The sequence below is a fragment of the Lelliottia sp. F153 genome (assembly GCF_002870005.1).
GTDB classification, from domain to species: domain Bacteria; phylum Pseudomonadota; class Gammaproteobacteria; order Enterobacterales; family Enterobacteriaceae; genus Enterobacter; species Enterobacter nimipressuralis.
Map to the genome: position 1 here is coordinate 93,909 of NZ_PKFT01000005.1, position 17,882 is coordinate 111,790.

Annotated in this window: 14 protein-coding genes, 1 tRNA gene and 1 pseudogene; 10 read left to right on the forward strand and 6 right to left on the reverse strand. The window is 51.4% G+C overall.

Going from position 1 to position 17,882, the window contains the following annotated elements; translation table 11 throughout:
• The first annotated feature begins 2 nt into the window (after positions 1-2).
• From recG to F153LOC_RS13840, 3 genes are all read left to right on the forward strand, one after another.
• On the forward strand, positions 3-2,084 hold the full coding sequence (recG, locus tag F153LOC_RS13830; RefSeq protein WP_102105080.1) for an ATP-dependent DNA helicase RecG: 2,082 nt from the start codon (positions 3-5) through the stop codon (positions 2,082-2,084).
• 103 nt (positions 2,085-2,187) lie between these two features.
• Positions 2,188-3,582 carry an NCS2 family protein gene (locus F153LOC_RS13835; protein WP_102105081.1) on the forward strand — a complete coding sequence of 465 codons (1,395 nt, stop codon included), beginning with the start codon at positions 2,188-2,190 and terminating at the stop codon, positions 3,580-3,582.
• Positions 3,583-3,700: 118 nt separating this feature from the next.
• Positions 3,701-5,416, forward strand: coding sequence for an AsmA family protein (locus F153LOC_RS13840; protein WP_102105082.1), 1,716 nt, complete (start codon positions 3,701-3,703; stop codon positions 5,414-5,416).
• A 112-nt stretch (positions 5,417-5,528) separates the two neighbouring features.
• Here the strand turns inward: F153LOC_RS13840 and yicI are convergent, their stop codons facing one another.
• Together yicI and F153LOC_RS13850 are read right to left on the reverse strand one after the other, a co-directional pair.
• Entirely contained in the window at positions 5,529-7,850 is a 2,322-nt protein-coding gene (gene yicI, locus F153LOC_RS13845) for an alpha-xylosidase (protein WP_102105083.1), read from the reverse strand.
• A 12-nt stretch (positions 7,851-7,862) separates the two neighbouring features.
• A complete protein-coding gene (locus F153LOC_RS13850; protein WP_164971811.1) occupies positions 7,863-9,257 on the reverse strand; it encodes a glycoside-pentoside-hexuronide family transporter in 1,395 nt (464 codons plus the stop codon).
• Positions 9,258-9,538: 281 nt separating this feature from the next.
• Between F153LOC_RS13850 and F153LOC_RS13855 the strand changes: the two genes are divergently transcribed.
• A tRNA-Sec gene (locus tag F153LOC_RS13855) sits at positions 9,539-9,633 on the forward strand.
• Positions 9,634-9,690: 57 nt separating this feature from the next.
• Here the strand turns inward: F153LOC_RS13855 and F153LOC_RS13860 are convergent.
• The 3 genes from F153LOC_RS13860 to F153LOC_RS13870 all read right to left on the reverse strand — a co-directional run bounded on the left by F153LOC_RS13860 (position 9,691) and on the right by F153LOC_RS13870 (position 13,410).
• Positions 9,691-10,623 (reverse strand): reverse transcriptase domain-containing protein, encoded by a 933-nt coding sequence (locus tag F153LOC_RS13860; RefSeq protein WP_158238465.1) that lies wholly within the window; start codon positions 10,621-10,623, stop codon positions 9,691-9,693.
• A gap of 358 nt (positions 10,624-10,981) precedes the next feature.
• The gene (locus tag F153LOC_RS13865; RefSeq protein ID WP_102105085.1) at positions 10,982-13,210 is read right to left on the reverse strand and encodes a retron Eco8 family effector endonuclease; all 2,229 of its coding nucleotides are present in this window, start codon (positions 13,208-13,210) and stop codon (positions 10,982-10,984) included.
• Between the two features lie 20 nt (positions 13,211-13,230).
• Positions 13,231-13,410 carry a YlcI/YnfO family protein gene (locus tag F153LOC_RS13870; RefSeq protein ID WP_102105086.1) on the reverse strand — a complete coding sequence of 60 codons (180 nt, stop codon included), beginning with the start codon at positions 13,408-13,410 and terminating at the stop codon, positions 13,231-13,233.
• A 128-nt stretch (positions 13,411-13,538) separates the two neighbouring features.
• On the opposite strand from F153LOC_RS13870, the gene F153LOC_RS13875 reads away from it, so the two are divergent.
• The 3 genes and pseudogenes from F153LOC_RS13875 (at position 13,539) to F153LOC_RS13885 (ending at position 14,659) form a co-directional block, all read left to right on the forward strand.
• The gene (locus F153LOC_RS13875) at positions 13,539-13,829 is read left to right on the forward strand and encodes a SymE family type I addiction module toxin (RefSeq protein ID WP_102105087.1); all 291 of its coding nucleotides are present in this window, start codon (positions 13,539-13,541) and stop codon (positions 13,827-13,829) included.
• A 183-nt stretch (positions 13,830-14,012) separates the two neighbouring features.
• Positions 14,013-14,363, forward strand: a pseudogene (locus F153LOC_RS13880) (type II toxin-antitoxin system RelE/ParE family toxin).
• Positions 14,360-14,659: a helix-turn-helix domain-containing protein gene (locus tag F153LOC_RS13885; RefSeq protein ID WP_100778220.1), complete on the forward strand. Its 300-nt coding sequence runs from the start codon at positions 14,360-14,362 to the stop codon at positions 14,657-14,659. The pseudogene F153LOC_RS13880 and the gene F153LOC_RS13885 overlap by 4 nt, the downstream one beginning before the upstream one ends.
• Positions 14,660-14,908: 249 nt before the next feature.
• On the opposite strand, the gene F153LOC_RS13890 is transcribed toward F153LOC_RS13885, so the two are convergent.
• On the reverse strand, positions 14,909-15,907 hold the full coding sequence (locus F153LOC_RS13890) for a class I SAM-dependent methyltransferase (RefSeq protein ID WP_102105088.1): 999 nt from the start codon (positions 15,905-15,907) through the stop codon (positions 14,909-14,911).
• A 137-nt stretch (positions 15,908-16,044) separates the two neighbouring features.
• Here F153LOC_RS13890 and F153LOC_RS13895 point away from each other — a divergent pair, with 137 nt between their 5' ends.
• From F153LOC_RS13895 to uraH, 3 genes are all read left to right on the forward strand, one after another.
• Positions 16,045-16,482, forward strand: coding sequence for a hypothetical protein (locus F153LOC_RS13895; protein WP_102105089.1), 438 nt, complete (start codon positions 16,045-16,047; stop codon positions 16,480-16,482).
• Positions 16,483-16,534: 52 nt separating this feature from the next.
• The gene (locus F153LOC_RS13900; protein WP_100778223.1) at positions 16,535-17,263 is read left to right on the forward strand and encodes a MerR family transcriptional regulator; all 729 of its coding nucleotides are present in this window, start codon (positions 16,535-16,537) and stop codon (positions 17,261-17,263) included.
• A 98-nt stretch (positions 17,264-17,361) separates the two neighbouring features.
• A complete protein-coding gene (uraH, locus tag F153LOC_RS13905) occupies positions 17,362-17,772 on the forward strand; it encodes a hydroxyisourate hydrolase (protein WP_102105090.1) in 411 nt (136 codons plus the stop codon).
• Positions 17,773-17,882: the final 110 nt, after the last annotated feature.

Here is a 17,882-nt window from a genome sequence, read left to right on the forward strand (position 1 = left end):
CCATGAACGGCCACCTGCTTGATGCCGTTCCGCTCAGCTCATTAACGGGCGTAGGTGCGGCGCAAAGCAACAAGCTGGCTAAAATTGGCCTGCACACTGTACAGGATTTACTCCTGCACCTTCCTCTGCGTTACGAAGATCGCACCCAGCTTTACGCGATTGGCGATCTGCTGCCTGGCATCTACGCCACCGTGGAAGGCGAAGTCCTGAACAGCACTATTACCTTTGGCGGCCGTCGCATGATGACCTGTCAGATCAGCGACGGCTCCGGCATTCTCACCATGCGTTTTTTCAATTTCAGTGCTGCGATGAAAAACAGCCTGGCCGCCGGACGACGGGTTCTGGCCTATGGCGAGGCCAAGCGCGGGAAATATGGCGCGGAGATGATCCACCCGGAGTATCGTGTGCAGGGCGATCTGAGTACGCCTGAACTCCAGGAGACGCTGACGCCGGTGTACCCCACTACCGAAGGTATCAAGCAGGCGACGCTGCGAAAACTGACGGATCAGGCGCTGGAGTTGCTTGATACCTGCGCCATCGCCGAACTGCTGCCGCCTGAGCTGGCACAGGGCATGATGAGCCTGCCGGAAGCCATTCGCACCCTGCACCGCCCACCGCCGTCTTTACAGCTGAGCGAGTTAGAAAACGGGCAACACCCGGCGCAGCGGCGGCTTATCCTTGAAGAATTACTGGCACATAACCTGAGCATGCTGGCGCTTCGCGCGGGTGCACAGCGTTTTCACGCACAACCTCTGCCTGCCCGTGATGATTTAAAAGATAAGCTGCTGGCCTCACTGCCCTTTAAACCGACGACTGCCCAGGCACGCGTGACTGCCGAGATCGAACGCGATATGGCGCTCGATATTCCGATGATGCGTCTGGTACAGGGTGACGTAGGCTCCGGTAAAACGCTGGTCGCCGCCCTCGCGGCCCTGCGCGCTATCGCGCACGGCAGACAGGTGGCGCTGATGGCCCCCACCGAACTGCTCGCCGAGCAGCACGCCAATAACTTCCGCAGCTGGTTTGCGCCGCTGGGCGTGGAAGTGGGCTGGCTTGCTGGCAAGCAAAAAGGCAAAGCACGTCTCGCGCAACAGGAAGCCATCGCCAGCGGTCAGGTACAGATGATTGTCGGTACCCACGCCATTTTTCAGGAGCAGGTGCAGTTTAACGGCCTTGCCCTGGTGATCATCGATGAGCAACATCGCTTTGGCGTACATCAGCGGCTGGCCTTGTGGGAAAAAGGGCTGCAGCAGGGCTTCCACCCGCATCAGTTGATCATGACCGCCACGCCGATCCCGCGCACCCTGGCGATGACCGCCTATGCCGATCTGGATACCTCGACGATCGATGAACTGCCACCCGGCCGAACGCCGGTCACCACCGTGGCCATTCCGGATACGCGCCGCAGCGAGATCATCGATCGCGTGCGCAACGCCTGCACTCACGAAGGCCGTCAGGCGTACTGGGTTTGTACATTGATTGAAGAGTCCGAGCTGCTGGAAGCGCAGGCCGCAGAAGCGACGTGGGAAGAGCTAAAACTGGCGCTGCCCGAGCTGAATATCGGGCTGGTGCATGGCCGCATGAAACCCGCTGAAAAACAGGCCGTAATGCACTCATTCAAACAGGGCGAGCTGCATTTACTGATTGCCACAACGGTTATCGAAGTGGGCGTGGATGTGCCGAATGCCAGCCTGATGATTATCGAAAACCCGGAGCGGCTGGGCCTTGCGCAACTTCACCAGCTGCGGGGTCGCGTTGGCCGTGGTGCGGTGGCTTCCCACTGCGTCCTGCTCTTCAAATCCCCGCTTTCTAAAACAGCGCAAATGCGACTCCAGGTGCTGCGCGACAGCAATGACGGCTTTGTGATTGCGCAAAAGGATCTCGAGATCCGCGGCCCCGGCGAACTGCTGGGCACACGCCAGACCGGTAACGCCGAATTCAAAGTGGCCGATCTGCTTCGTGACCAGTCGATGATTCCGGAAGTCCAGCGCCTTGCCCGCCACATTCACGAGCGTTATCCGGCCCAGGCCGCCGGGCTTATTCAACGCTGGATGCCAGAAACCGAGCGCTATTCCAACGCCTGATCACTGTGCTCAGCCCTGATTTAATAAATTTATAAATGCAATCGTTTGCTTTTACCATCCGGTCAGCTAAAATGCCCGCTTTTCACCCGTGGGATTGCCGCCGATGTCCGTTAACGCCGTAGAGTCTCAAGATGCGCAACCGATTGCGCACACTCAACATAATAGTGAACTCATCTACCGTCTTGAAGATCGCCCACCGCTGGCGCAAACGCTGTTCGCCGCGTGTCAGCACCTGCTGGCGATGTTCGTGGCCGTTATCACACCTGCCCTACTGATTTGCCAGGCGCTCGGCTTACCGGCTCAGGACACACAGCACATCATCAGCATGTCGCTGTTTGCATCCGGCGTAGCGTCTATTATCCAGATTAAAGCCTGGGGTCCGGTCGGTTCCGGGTTGCTGTCGATTCAGGGCACCAGCTTTAACTTTGTTGCACCGCTGATCATGGGTGGCACTGCGCTGAAAACCGGCGGTGCCGATGTCCCGACGATGATGGCTGCGCTTTTCGGCACCCTGATGCTGGCCAGCTGCACGGAAATGGTCATCTCCCGCGTACTGCACCTGGCGCGCCGCGTCATAACCCCGCTGGTTTCCGGCGTGGTGGTGATGATTATCGGTCTGTCGCTGATTCAGGTGGGCCTAACCTCTATCGGCGGCGGCTATGCGGCGATGAGTGACCACACTTTCGGCGCACCGAAAAACCTGCTGCTGGCGGGCGTAGTGCTGGCGATTATTATTCTGCTCAACCGTCAGCGTAACCCGTACCTGCGCGTCGCCTCGCTGGTGATTGCCATGGCGACCGGTTATCTGGTGGCGTGGGCGATGGGCATGCTGCCGGAAAACACCGCGCCGACCAATAGCGCGCTGATTATGGTGCCGACACCGCTCTATTACGGCCTCGGCATTGACTGGAGCCTGCTCCTGCCGCTGATGCTGGTGTTCATGATCACCTCGCTGGAAACCATCGGCGACATCACCGCGACGTCTGACGTCTCCGAACAGCCGGTCTCTGGCCCGCTGTACATGAAACGCCTGAAAGGCGGCGTGCTGGCGAACGGTCTGAACTCGTTTGTCTCTGCCGTGTTCAACACCTTCCCGAACTCCTGCTTTGGCCAGAACAATGGCGTGATCCAGCTGACCGGTGTCGCCAGCCGCTACGTGGGCTTTGTCGTGGCGCTGATGCTGATCGTGCTCGGCCTGTTCCCGGCGGTGAGTGGCTTTGTGCAGCATATTCCGGAACCGGTGCTGGGCGGCGCAACGCTTGTGATGTTCGGTACGATTGCGGCCTCTGGCGTGCGCATCGTGTCGCGTGAGCCGCTGAACCGTCGTGCCATCATGATTATCGCGCTGTCCCTGGCCGTCGGTCTGGGTGTTTCCCAGCAGCCGCTGATCCTGCAGTTCGCCCCTGACTGGGTGAAAAACTTGCTCTCCTCCGGCATCGCCGCAGGGGGTATCACGGCGATTGTGCTGAACCTCGTCTTCCCGCCAGAAAAGAACTGATCCCCCGTCACGGCAGGCATCATGCCTGCCGTGAAACCGAATTACACCATTCCTGCCTTGAGGATTGCGCATAAATCGTGCATAACTCCCTTATGTGCGTTTGATGGGATGGAAGACCATGAAATTTATTGGAAAGCTGCTGATCTGGATTTTGATTGCGGTGCTGCTCGCAATCCTGGCACTTTATATCCTCGTGCAGACCCGCTGGGGCGCGGCTCAGGTGAGCAGCTGGATTACGGTTAACACCGACTACGAACTCAATTTCGACCTGATGGATCACCGTTTTTCTTCCCCGTCGCACATCATTCTGGAAAATGTCACCTTTGGCCGCGATGGCAAACCCGCCACCCTGGTCGCGAAAAAAGTGGATATTGGTCTGAGCAGCCGACAGCTCACCGATCCGCTGCACATGGATACCATCACCCTGCACGACGGGACACTTAACCTCTCCCCCCAAACCGCGCCGCTTCCATTCCAGGCCGACCGCCTGCAGCTGAACAACATGGCGTTCAACAGCCCGAATATGGAATGGGATCTGAGCGCGCAAAAAGTGACAGGCGGCGTCAGCCCCTGGCAGCCGGAAGCAGGCAGCGTGCTGGGCAAAAAAGCGCAGATTCAGATGAGCGCCGGATCGCTGACGCTCAACGGCGTGCCCACCAGCAATGTGCTTATTCAGGGCGAGCTGAACGGTAAAGAAGTGGTGCTGAGCACCATCGGCGCAGATATGGCGCGCGGCTCGCTGACCGGTACTGCGCGGCGCAACGCCGACGGCGGCTGGGTGATCGACACTCTGCGCCTGAACGACATTCGCCTGCAAAGCGACAAATCATTGATGGATTTCTTTGCGCCGATCACCACCCTGCCGTCGCTGCAGATTGGCCGCCTGGAGGTCACCGATGCCCGCCTGCAAGGGCCGGACTGGGCTGTAACCGATCTCGATTTAAGCCTGCGCAATCTCACCCTCAGCCAGGGCGACTGGCAAAGCCAGGACGGACGTTTATCGATGAATGCCAGCGAGTTTATCTACGGCTCGCTGCATCTTTTTGATCCGATTCTGAATGCAGAGTTTGCGCCGCAGGGCGTGGCGCTGCGCCAGTTCACCTCCCGCTGGGAAGGCGGTATGGTGCGCACCTCCGGCAACTGGCTACGCAACGGTAAAGCGCTGGTACTGGACGATGTCGCGGTGGCCGGTCTGGAGTACACCCTGCCACCCAACTGGAAAACCCTGTGGATGGAGCAACTCCCGGAATGGCTCCACGGCGTGACCCTGAAAAAATTCGGCCTGAGTCGCAACCTGGTGATCGATATCGATCCCGCCTTCCCGTGGCAGATCACCTCTCTCGACGGATATGGTGCCAACCTCCAGCTGGCGAAAGATCGTCAGTGGGGCGTGTGGGGCGGCAATGCGACCCTGAACGGTGCCGCTGCCACCTTTAATCGCGTGGACGTGCGCCGTCCGTCACTGGCGCTGGCGGCCAACGCGTCGACGGTGAATATTACGGAACTGAGCGCCTTTACCGAGAAAGGCATTCTTGAAGCCACGGCGACCGTATCACAGTTACCGCAGCGCCAGACCACGGTTAGCCTGAAGGGGCGCGGCGTGCCGGTGAATGTGTTGCAACAGTGGGGCTGGCCTGCACTGCCAATTAACGGCGACGGCAATATCCAGCTGACCGCCAGCGGCAGCGTGCAGGACAAAGCGCCGTTGAAACCGTCGGTAAATGGGAAGTTGAACGCGGTAAATATGGATAAACAGCAGGTGCAGCAGACGATGACGGGTGGCCAGGTATCGACAAGCCCTGCGGTCGCGCCATCTGTAACACCCCAGCCCTGAAATGTTAATGGCATAAAAAAGCCGGGTGGCGGCTACGCTTAACCCGGCCTGCAAACCAAAGCTGACACCGTAGGCCCGGTAAGCGTAGTGCCACCGGGCCATTTCAGGCACATTACTTCAGGTGAATCACCACTTCACTCCCCTGCGCTTTCACCACCACACCCCATTCGCTACCGGCATGGGAACCGCCTTTAACACCCGCGATCTGCTGCACATTGCGCAAACAGACCGACCAGTCCTGGGCGTTTCCTTCGCCTTTTAAGATCACCGTATCGCCCTGGCGAGAAGCCGTCAGCGTAAACACGACCGATCCGTCCGCCGCCGGGACTTCGCTCACCGCCGAGCAACCGTCTGCCAGGCTAAACAGCTGGAATGCCGTGCCTTCGTTCCACGCGTAATCCGGTTTCTGGCTGTTGTTGCCGAGCGCCAGCAGGGTGTTCTCGCGTACATACACCGGCAGACTCTGGAAGTCGTGCTGCTGTTTATGCCAGCGGCTGCCCTGCACTTCGTCGTTATGCCACAGGTGTGTCCAGCGACCTTCCGGCAGATAGAACTGCACGTCACCCGCTTCGCTAAACACCGGTGCCACCATCATCGCGTCGCCGAGCATGTACTGACGGTCCAGATAATCACACGCCGGATCGTCCGGGAATTCGAGCATCATCGCGCGCAACATCGGTGTGCCGACCTCGCGGGCCAGCGCCGCCTGGCGATACAGATACGGCATCATCTGGCATTTCAGCTGGGTGAAGTGGCGCACCACATCGCAGGACTCATCATCGTACGCCCACGGCACACGGTAGGATTTGCTGCCGTGCAGGCGGCTATGGCTGGAGAACAGCCCGAACGCGCACCAGCGTTTGTACACATGGGCAGGCGCGGTATTCTCGAACCCGCCGATATCGTGGCTCCAGAATCCAAAGCCCGACAGACCAATCGACAGCCCACCGCGCAGGCTTTCCGCCATGGATTCGTAATTGGCGTAACAGTCGCCGCCCCAGTGAACCGGGAACTTTTGCGCACCGACGGACGCGGAGCGCGCAAACAGCACCGCCTCCTCTTCACCAACGGTCTCTTTCAGCACGTCCCACACCAGCTCGTTATAGATATAGGCGTAGTGGTTGTGCATCTTCTGCGGATCGGACCCGTCATGCCACACCACGTCGGTCGGGATACGCTCGCCGAAGTCGGTCTTGAAGCAGTCCACGCCGATATCAACCAGCCCTTTCAGCTTATCGGCGTACCATTGGCAGGCTTCCGGATTGGTAAAGTCATAAATTGCCAGCCCCGGCTGCCACTTATCCCACTGCCATACGGAGCCATCCGCGCGCTTGAGCAGATAGCCTTTCTCTTTCAGCTCCTTGAACACCGGCGATTTCTGGCCGATATACGGGTTGATCCACACGCAGACTTTCAGCCCTTTGTCCTTGAGGCGACGGATCATCCCTTCAGGGTCCGGGAAAGTCACCGGGTCCCATTCAAAATCACACCACTGGAAGGCTTTCATCCAGAAGCAGTCGAAGTGGAAGACGTGCAGCGGCAGATCGCGCTCGGCCATACCGTCGATAAAGCTGTTCACCGTCGCTTCGTCGTAGTTAGTGGTGAATGAGGTGGTGAGCCACAGGCCGAACGACCATGCAGGCGGCAGCGCCGGGCGACCGGTAAACTGGGTATAGCGGTTGAGCACCTCTTTCGGCGTCGGGCCGTCGATTACGAAATATTCCAGATACTCGCCCGCCACGCTGAACTGCACTTTGGAGACTTTCTCCGAGCCAACTTCAAACGACACATTTTCCGGATGGTTCACCAGCACGCCGTAACCACGGTTTGTCAGGTAGAACGGAATATTTTTGTAGGACTGCTCGGTGCTGGTGCCGCCGTCACGGTTCCAGGTTTCGACCGTCTGGCCGTTACGCACCAGTGCGGTAAAGCGCTCGCCGAGGCCATACACCGCTTCGCCGACGCCTAAATCCAGGCGCTCGAACATGTAGTTGCTGTCGGTATTGCCATCCTGCACGTAGCCGTTATTTTTCAGCTGGCTGCCGGTGATACGCTGGCCGTCACGCAGGAAATCCAGCGCCCAGAACTCCCCTTTGGTAACGCGCACGCTCAGATTGCCGCTTTTCAGCTCGGCAAATTCTGCCGTGTTTTCAATCTGTACTTTCACGTCTTTCAGAACGTTCAGCGGATAGTGCGGGCCGTTGTCCAGCGCGCCCTGGAAATGCTCGATGCGTACACCGACAATGCCTTCCTGCGGCGAGAACAGGCGAACCGTAAACATCAATGTGTCGAGCTGCCAGGTGCGTTCACGCACGTCGCGCGGCGCAACGTACACCACCAGGTCGTTGCCCTGCTGCTCCACGTCGAACACCTGCACCGGGTACGTCACGTTCAGGCCCGGTTGAATTAGCCAGTTTCCGTCACTGATTTTCATACTTTTATCCTCTTAGTTCTGCATTTCTTTGCTGACCGGCAGGGTTTCAAACTCCTGCTGGTTGCGGCGCGCGCCTTGCGCCAGCTCGCCCATAATTTTGGTCAGGAACGGGGTTTTCAGCGTGTAATAGCGTTTGGCGACGATGGCACTCAGCACATAGCACGCCGCCGGGGCCAGCGTGAACAGGCCAATAATGATGTTGATGGTGGTGCCGTTCTGAGTTTTGGCTGCGGCATCGTAGCCACCGCCGGCCAGCATCCAGCCGATCAGCGCGCCACCCAGCGCCAGGCCCAGCTTCAGCACAAACAGCGTGCCCGCAAAGCTGATCCCCGTCAGGCGTTTGCCGTTGGTCCATTCGCCGTAATCGACGGTATCGGACATCATCACCCACTGGATTGGCGTCACCAGCTGGTGCAGCACGCCAATCACGAAGATAAAGCTGAACATCATTAGCGTGGCATGCATCGGCACGAAGAACATCGCTACGCTCGCCACAGCCAGCAGGGCGTTGGTCCACCAGAAGATACTGACTTTGCATTTCCAGTCGGTGAGGGGTTTGGCGAGCGCGGAGCCAATCAGGTTACCGACGCAGTAGGTGGTGAGGAACGCGACGAACACTTCCGGCGTGCCCATGATCCAGGTGCAGTAGTACATCATCGCGCCGCCGCGCACGCAGACGGCGAGGATGTTCAGAATGGTGAGCACACCGACGATGCGCCACTGGTCGTTTTGCCAGATATCGCGCAGATCTTCACGCATGGAGGTGGTGCTTGGCGGCACCTGGATGCGCTCTTTGGTGGTGAAGAAGCAGAACGCCAGCATCAGGAACGCGACCACCGACAGCACGGCGATCCCGCCCTGGAAGCCAAAGGCTTTGTCTTCGCCGCCAATCAGATTCACCAGCGGCATCATCAGCACCGTGGAGAGCATGCCGCCCGCCGTCGCCAGCACAAAGCGCCAGGACTGCAGGGAGATGCGCTGCGTCGGGTCATTAGTAATGACGCCGCCGAGGGCGCAGTAAGGGATATTCACCACGGTATAGAGCAGGGTCAGCAGCGTGTAAGTGATGGCGGCATAAACCATTTTACCGTTCAGGCTAAGATCCGGCGTGGTGTAAGCCAGCACGCAGACGATGCCAAACGGGATTGCACCGAACAAAATCCACGGACGGAATTTCCCCCAGCGGCTGCGGGTGCGGTCGGCGAGTAGCCCCATGCACGGGTCGGAAATCGCATCCAGCGCACGCGCCAACAGGAACATAGTGCCGACAAATCCGGCGGGGATACCGAAAATATCGGTATAGAAAAACATCATATACAACATGACGTTATCAAAAATGATGTGGCTGGCGGCATCTCCCATGCCATAGCCAATCTTTTCCTTCACAGACAATATTTCGCTCATTATCTTTATCCTTGACGCTGTAGGGGCGCTGAGACCGGTTTCAGATGTTGTAAACCATCGCCGGGAGAGCGGATATTCTGTTTTCTGGTTAGCTGGTTACGATTCTTCTCTTTTGTGATCGCCGTAGAAGTTGGAGAAAAAACCTAACCTCAGGATTTTCTTAAGATTTAAGTAAGAGGGGTTAATGCAGGTCAAAGCAGGGGTGAAAAAACTCTGCGAAATGATGTGGTAAATGCCTGAAAATAGCTATAATGCGCACCGCCTCCATGTAGCAATCGAGGCGCGGAAGATCGTCATCTCCGGTGAGGTGGCTGGATTTCAAATCCAGTTGGGGACGCCAGCGTTCCCGGGCAGGTTCGACTCCTGTGATCTTCCGCCAAAAATGCCCAGACGGGTACAAGGCTCTAAATAGATGACTTAGTTACATAAAAAATAATCATTTCCGCTTTGAAAGGGCAAGATCGAGCTGGGATATTAAATTTTTGTATTTTTGTAAAGCATGAGAGTCAAAACAATCATACTCCCCATCAAATTTAATCATTGATATTAAATATGCCCGATAACCTGAAAGCTTATTATCTATTTGATTTTTATAAAAAGCGTTAAGAAATACTTCTTTTTTCGAGGAGTATTTTGGAACTGGAATCTGATTGCTATAGCATTTTAAATAAACAGCTTGATCACTGATCTTTTTTTTAAGTTCATGAAGTAATTTCTCAATCTTCTTTGTTTTCTTATTAGAAACCCGAATCTCCCCTCTAACATCCGAATAATTGCTACCAATAATAGTATAACCGTTTAATGATACGATACTTTTAGCTTGTATAGTTTTCGTTTTATTAATTTTATACCCATCGACTGCTAATATTTTCCGTATAGAATCGCAAAAGCGCTCAGTGTGTATAAATGCTGTATAAGTTGAATTTATTTTCATAAAGGAAGCAAGGGACATATCAACCTTACCTCTTGATGAAAATAATAAATCATCTGCATAACGAGTATATGTAATGTATGATTGCACACATAATCTTTCAATTATAATATCAATTTTACGGAATATAATGTTAGATATTATAGGTGATAAAGGAAAGCCCATCGGTAGAATGCTTGAGTTTTTGAAAGTGTCATTAACAGAAGAATTAGTAATATTTAAAGTTACAAAATTAACAAAAGCATCCAGATGAGATTGCTTAATCACATCATTTATTGGTTCCTCTGAAAAATAATCCCTGAAACATTCCTTAACTAAGGCCTCGGTAATCGATGGGAAGAAATTTTTTATATCCAATCGCAAGAAAAAGAAATTATTCCTGTGAGGCTCAATGAAATTGAGATAAGATTTCCCTTCAATGTAGGCAACAGCAGACATATTACAAGGTATTTTTGACAAATAATCGTTATATATAATATCACAAATCTTCCGAAATGTGATGAATATATCGGAATGAGGTATGTAGATAATTTTCTTTCCCAGTCTAGATTCAAATACCTGACCAGAGTTAAGTTGTTGTACCCCCTGTATATTAGAAAAAAATTTATACTGGCTAAGAACTTCTAAAGCGTGCGACGATAGTTTAAATTTGAGCATAAAAAAGATCTCTGCGTTGATACAATGAACGTCTTTTCACGTTTACGTGCCTCAAAAGCGCTACTGGTAACCCCAGGATGCCGAGCTAGTAGAGACAGGGCTAGGAAGTTCATGACTTCACCTTAACAAGCAAGGCCCCTTAATCTATCGACGAAGAAATCTCATTTATTATACCATTCAACTCAGGGAATGCACGATTAATTTCATGCTTTAGCTCAATAACATTTGATGTTTTAGCCTGAAAATAATCAACCGCAAAATTTACAAAACTAGTAACCCAACCTCCTGTTTTTGATTGCGCACCAGTAATATAAGGAAACAAATTTACCTCAATAATAGATACAAGGTCACAGATAATATTGCTAACATATTTGTAATTTTCATTATCTTTACTATATAAAGTATCCGTTTTTCCATTAAAAGCAACTCTAAGTATAATCAAAAGATCATCTCTTGATATTTTTAATAAATGAAACTCATTGATTAAACTACTAATGAATTCTTTCTTAATTTCTTCAGCTAAAGATTGATTAATTGGCGTGATATATTGTTCGTGTGGATGATCACCATAAATAGACTTGAAGCATCTATATATCCCCATTGAATTCTTGCGAGAATGATTTAATGGAATTACTCTGTTTGGATCTCCTTTAACTCCAATTTTAGCATTATTATCAAACTGAAACTTAATCCACTTAAGAAATACAGAAATACTTTTTTTATTGATCAACACACCTTCTATAGTGGTTGATGCGATAAAAATCTTCTCCCTTTGCATCAGAACTCGATTGACCCTAGATATCATATCCACTAAGTTAAATTTTAAAAAAGAAGTCTTATAATTATTTAATTCATTTACGACTCCATTGAGAGAAAGTATATTAGATAATCTTCGATGATAATCATGATGCTTTCCTCCCCAATAAGTAGAACTGTAACTTTTAATAAGTTCATGTAAATTTACCTCTTTTTGAAGAAAATCTACAGACCCGTTTTTTGGATTTACACTGATCATCTTATCAGCGTCGTACAAAACCATATATGGTATTGATACATTTGATTTAGCAGGACTTACCGCCTTTAACATTACTTCGTTCGTTCTAAAAACATCGATTCCTTTCAATACGGGATATAATGTGCGCAATCTTGAATTGCCAAAGAGCTCTAACTCGGTTTCTCCTTCGACAAACAATATAAAATTACTAAAAAAAAGTCTTGCTTCATTATCACTAAATATATTTAAGAATCGTTTATCTTTGAAATTAGAATTCATTACAGTACATATAGTCTCCCTGCCCCCCCCTATTGAAAAATGATATACAGCATGCTCTTTATTATTTTCATATAATTTAATAATCATTTTCAAAATATTAGGGGAATGTGTAGCAAAAAAAATAACCGGATAAGGTGTATTATACTTCCCAATTTCTCTTTTGCTATTTATACTTTTATATTTCCTATATACATCATGTAAATCTTCAATTAACCCCTCCGCCTTTTTGGGATGAAGTCCTATCTCAGGCTCATCGACAAATATAACTGGAGTAATAAATTCTCGCCTTGTTAAAATTATTACTAAATGTAGGAAAACCTCTAAAAATTGATAAGAGTTCGTCCCATCGGATTGAGTTGTAAGATCGTTTCCGTTAATGTTGAACGTATGGCCTTCCAGACCCACTTTAATATAATTTAGAATTAAATCACGGTAATCATACGGCGCAGCCTTGGTAACATTTCTTATAGTGTTCACATAATCTTTATAGGAGTTGCTTTTTCCAGAAACTTTCCCATCTATAAAATCGACTAACCCTTCTCTTGACAATCCCTTTGTATTTAAAAATTTCAACTTACTGACCATATCCCATACGCTTTTCCAGTTATATAAATCCAGCCGCCGGGTATCTATATAAAGAAATGGATAAATGCGCGAAATAATGTCTCTCACATTTTTATCATTATCAGACCACCGAAGTGAGTTATCTTTATTTATTCTTAACGTCAGCGTAAATAACCCTTTCTTTTTAGATTTAGTAAACAAATACTCCCATTGATTTAATTCACTTTTAAATAAAGTCTTATATATGTGTTTTTGATAATCACTTTTACCTTTAACTCTTCTCACAACATCTTCAAGCTTGCTTGTGTTAAATATTACAGTTATTTCCCCATAGCTTGAATAGTTTGAATGAAGTGTCGGAGGCAATTCTTTATTTTCATCTAAACACTTATAATAAAAATCCATTATTTTTATTAAATTTGACTTACCAACATTATTCTTACCTATAATACAGTTAAAATCGGAGAAATCATTTATATGGAAATCACTAAATGATAATAAATTTTTTATCCTAATTGATTTTATACTCATAATGAAGTGACCTACATAAATTAAATTTTATCAAAGTTATTATTTTTAGCTAAACGAACTCGACAAGCCTCCTTCACCCACTTACTAAAATTCCCTTTCCCCGCAGCTTTCTCAATCTGTTCCAAAAGCTCATCCTCGAAACGGATGTTCTTCATGGTGCTTTTAGTGCGGTCAAAATTTGGTTTTTTTTTCTCTTGCATGGTAGGTACCATTCCGGTTAGTTTATCTGCATGTGGTACCTACCACATGGATTTGGAATTTTAGCAACGCCCAGCAGTGTTGGAGCACTAAAGGGCGTCTCACCTCACCAACTATCAAGGAGTTGATTATGGCTGATTCGCATTCTACCCCAGACACTACCGCCACCGGAACTGAGCGCTCGATAATTGTGGGATATCGCCCGAATGTTCAAGACAAAACCACGCCGAATATCATTCTTTCGGGCAAGTGGCTTCGCGCCGCCGGGTTTGATACCGGGCATCAGGTGACGGTTAAAGTCATGGACGGGTGCATTGTTCTGATGGCGTACAGCGAGCAGGAACAGCGGTTGCTGGACGAATTAAAACAGGCACAGGCGAAGCTGAAAGGGATTGAAGGGGCGTTATTACAAAAACATTAATCTCACCCGTGAAATATCCCTGAAGACGGCTCGCAATATCACCCTTGCCTTATAAGGTGGGTTGCCCTTCTCTGTCATAATCATTCATCGGAGATGCAATGGCCGTTACAGGCAGCCATTGCAATTATAAATTACAGCTTATATCCTTCTGGGTATAAGCTACAGCTTATCATGGACGATTGCATGTGGACGGTACTTTTAGGGAAGGTATTTGAACAATGGCTGCATGAGCAAGAAGAAGGGCTACAGGAAAGGGTATTAGCAGAATGATTAACTCTGCAAAACTACGGACCGCATCTTACAAGACCCTGGGCCGATACCGTAAAAGGATCACGGTATAACAACATGAAAGAGCTACGGATTTACTATTCTGGCCGTCCTATTCGTGCGTTCTTTGCTTTCGATCCCGTCCGCCAGGCGATTGTGCTTTGTGCAGGTGACAAGAGTAACGACAAAATGTTTTATAAGCGGTTAATCCGTATTGCAGATAAAGAATTTTCGATTCATCTGGCAGCCCTGGAGACAGCAAATTGAAAACCTTAAATGACGTGATTGCTTCCCGTTCGCCTGAAAGCCAGCAGCGTATCAAAGAGATGGCTGACGAGATGATTCTCGAAACCGGGCTACAGATGATGCGCGAAGAACTGAAACTATCTCAACAGGCAGTGGCGACAATAATGGGAATCAGCCAACCCGCAGTTACCCAGCTTGAACAGCGCGGTAATGAATTGAAAATTGCCACGCTAAAACGCTACATCGAAGCGATGGGTGGAAAACTGAGCCTGGATGTAGAACTGCCGAATGGGAAACGCGTGGCATTTCATATTTAGAGTTTATCGGGATTTCGCTCTACAGCCCTGCAGGCGAATTTGAACTAAATGCAACCTGTAAGTCTTACTTACAGGTTCAGCAGAGAGGTAATCGCGTTTGCTCAATCCGAGGCACATTGTGTTAAGCGCGGCGAATTCCCCCTCACCCTAACTCTCTCCCAAACGGGAGAGGGAACCGAACGAGCAAATGGGCTACCGCATGTAGGCCGGATAAGCGAAGCGCCACCCGACGATGCAGAAAGCCCCACATCAAACCCTAACCTCCATCACCGCATAAACCCCATCTTTCGGCACAATCACCGTCACGTTCTCCACTGGGATCCCCGCCGCAAGATGGATATCCTGCAACTGCTGCAAGGTGCGCGGGTAGATGTGTGCCCAACCGATGCAGCGCAAAATAAAGTCGATTTGCGGGCTGGTGGTGAGCATATTCGACACAATCACTGCCCCGCCGGGCTTCACCAGTCGTACGGCGCGTTGCAGGAAGATCACCGCATCGGTGTCGTTGAAATATTCGAAAATCCCCAGCGCGTCGACCAGTTCGGCCTGATGTTCACCCAGCTCGAGCAGTAAATCGTCACTGCGGATGAAATGATGAATCAGATGGCGCTTGAGCAACGTCAATTGTTCCCCCACCACCAGCCCCTCCTGCGCCGCCATGGTTTCTGCCCAGCGCAGGGCGACGGGATCATCGTCCACCAGCGAGAGATGCACCTTCTGCCCGTCCAGTTTTGCCGTGCGAAGCGCCTCCAGCACCGGGATCGCCGCGCCACTCGCCAGGCTTATCCAGTCGCTTTCCAGCTCATTGTGAATGTATTTCTCCACCAGCGCGCCCAGCACTTGCGCGCGGGAGCGCACGCCGATGGCGTCGTTGGCGTGGATAAACCACTGGCGGCTTTCGCTGTCCATCCGCGTGCCTTCGGGCAGGCGTTCTTCCAGCGGGTTTTGCACCACAAACAGCGCCAGCGCGGAGGGCACCAGCCGCGCGCGCCAGGCCGCCATCGCCGGGCGTGTGCGGAACGCTCGCTCAGAATGAACATGCTGTGGGATAAGCCTCGGCAGGCCGTTTTCGCCCTCTTCCAGTAGCGGGGGCAGCAGCTCGGGGTCGGCTTTCATGGCCAGATTGAGCGCGTTAATCTCCCGCGTGACATCGTCTTTCATCGGCCATTGATCGCTGATATCAGGAAACGATGCGCTGTAAATTGTCATATTTGCCGGTGCATCACCGCGAAAAGAGTGCCAGTTCATCTCGTAACCCCCCGTTCGACCCTAAACGGAAGTCTATGCAAACGGTACGGCATTGCCCTACGAAAAATGCACGATATGCCTTAATTTTCAGCTCACCTGTGCCGCTTTGAATCGCTATACATGAAGGAGCGATCGGGATGAAAAAACAGGTTTGGCGGCTGCTGCTGCCGTTGATGCTAACGGGCTGCGCCAGCATTGTCGGCAGCAACGAAGAGACGTTGTATATCGACAGCACCCCGACGGAGGCATATTACGCGGTCATCGATCGCAACGGCGACCTGATCGCCACCGGTAAAACGCCGCAATCTGTGGTGTTGAAAAAATCCGACGGCAGTTATTTCGGCAAACGGGAATACACCCTGACGCTGAAACAGGAGGGCTATTACTCGACGATGATGCCGCTCGAGTACCGCTTCAGCCACTGGTACACCTTCGGGAATATCCTCTTCTTCGGCGTGCCGGGCTGGCTTGTCGTAGACCCGTTCTCGGGCGGCATGTACACGCTCAAAGAGGACCATATTCACGCCATATTGCGCCCCTGCCCGCCGGGGCCGTTCAATCACATGTGCTCGTAACGAGCGGAATTCGTAGTATATTGAGAGTTAACTTGGTCATCAGGCGCACTCCATGTCTTACTCCATCGGCGAATTCGCCCGACTTTGCGGCATCACCGCGACCACGCTGCGCGCGTGGCAGCGTCGCTATGGTTTGCTGAAACCGCTTCGCACCGATGGCGGACACCGTCTTTACAGCGATGACGACGTACAACAGGCACTGAAAATTCTCGACTGGGTGAAAAAAGGCGTACCGGTCAGCCAGGTAAAACCGCTGCTAGCGCGGCCTGGCGCACGGCGCACCAATAACTGGCTCACCCTGCAGGAGAGCATGTTGCAGCGTCTGAAAGAGGGGAAAATCGAATCCCTGCGCCAGCTGATTTACGACTCAGGCCGCGAATCGCCACGGCCAGAACTGGTGACCGAAGTCCTGCGCCCGCTGCGCAGCCAGGTCTCCGCGAATATCCCGGCGATCATGACCCTGCGGGAAATCCTCGACGGCATCATCATTGCCTACACGTCGTTTTGCCTCGAAGGGGATAAACGCGCGCCGGGCGATAACTGTCTGATCACCGGCTGGCATCTTAACGACCCGTGTGAAATCTGGCTCGAAGCGCTCAAACGTACGGGGCAAGGCCACCGCATCGACGTCCTCCCGATACCGCCCGCAACCCTGGCACCGGAAATTTTCCCGGACCGCAAATGGCTGCTGGTGACCACCGGAAAATTAACCGTCGCGCGCAAAAAACAGATCGCGCAGTGGCAAGAACAGGGTATTTCGCTGGAAATCATCACCCTGTAAAGGCTATTTCCCGCGCCAGTTATCACAAAAGATTGAATATTTTCCTGCCGCCATAATGCTAACGTTTTCCTGTATTCATCACTCAACAGGAAAACAACATGAATAAATTCTCCGGCCTGCTGCTTTTATCCTCCATCGCCTTTGCCCCGGTCGCGTTTAGCGCCCCGGTGGGTACGTTGAGCGTCCATATCCTTAACCAGCAAACGGGCACACCGCCGCCGGATGTCACGGTCACGCTGGAAAAAAAGCAGCAGGGAAAATGGACCACGCTGGCGAGCGGCAAAACCGATCACGATGGGCGTATTAAATCCCTGTATCCGCAGGATCAGGATATGCAGCCCGGCGTGTATAAAGTGACCTTTAGAACCGGTGAATACTTCCAGAGCCAGAAATTATCCTCGTTTTTCCCTGAGATCCCGGTGCTCTTTACTGTCACCACCACCAACGAAAAACTGCATATTCCACTGCTGCTGAGCCAGTACGGCTACTCCACCTACAAGGGTAGCTGATTCGTCCTGCGCTCCTGCCCCGCTATCGGGAGCGCATTAATCCCCGCAAAAATCACCTTTCCTATCCAATTGAAATAAATCACTAATTAAAAATAATCCAAATCAAACTT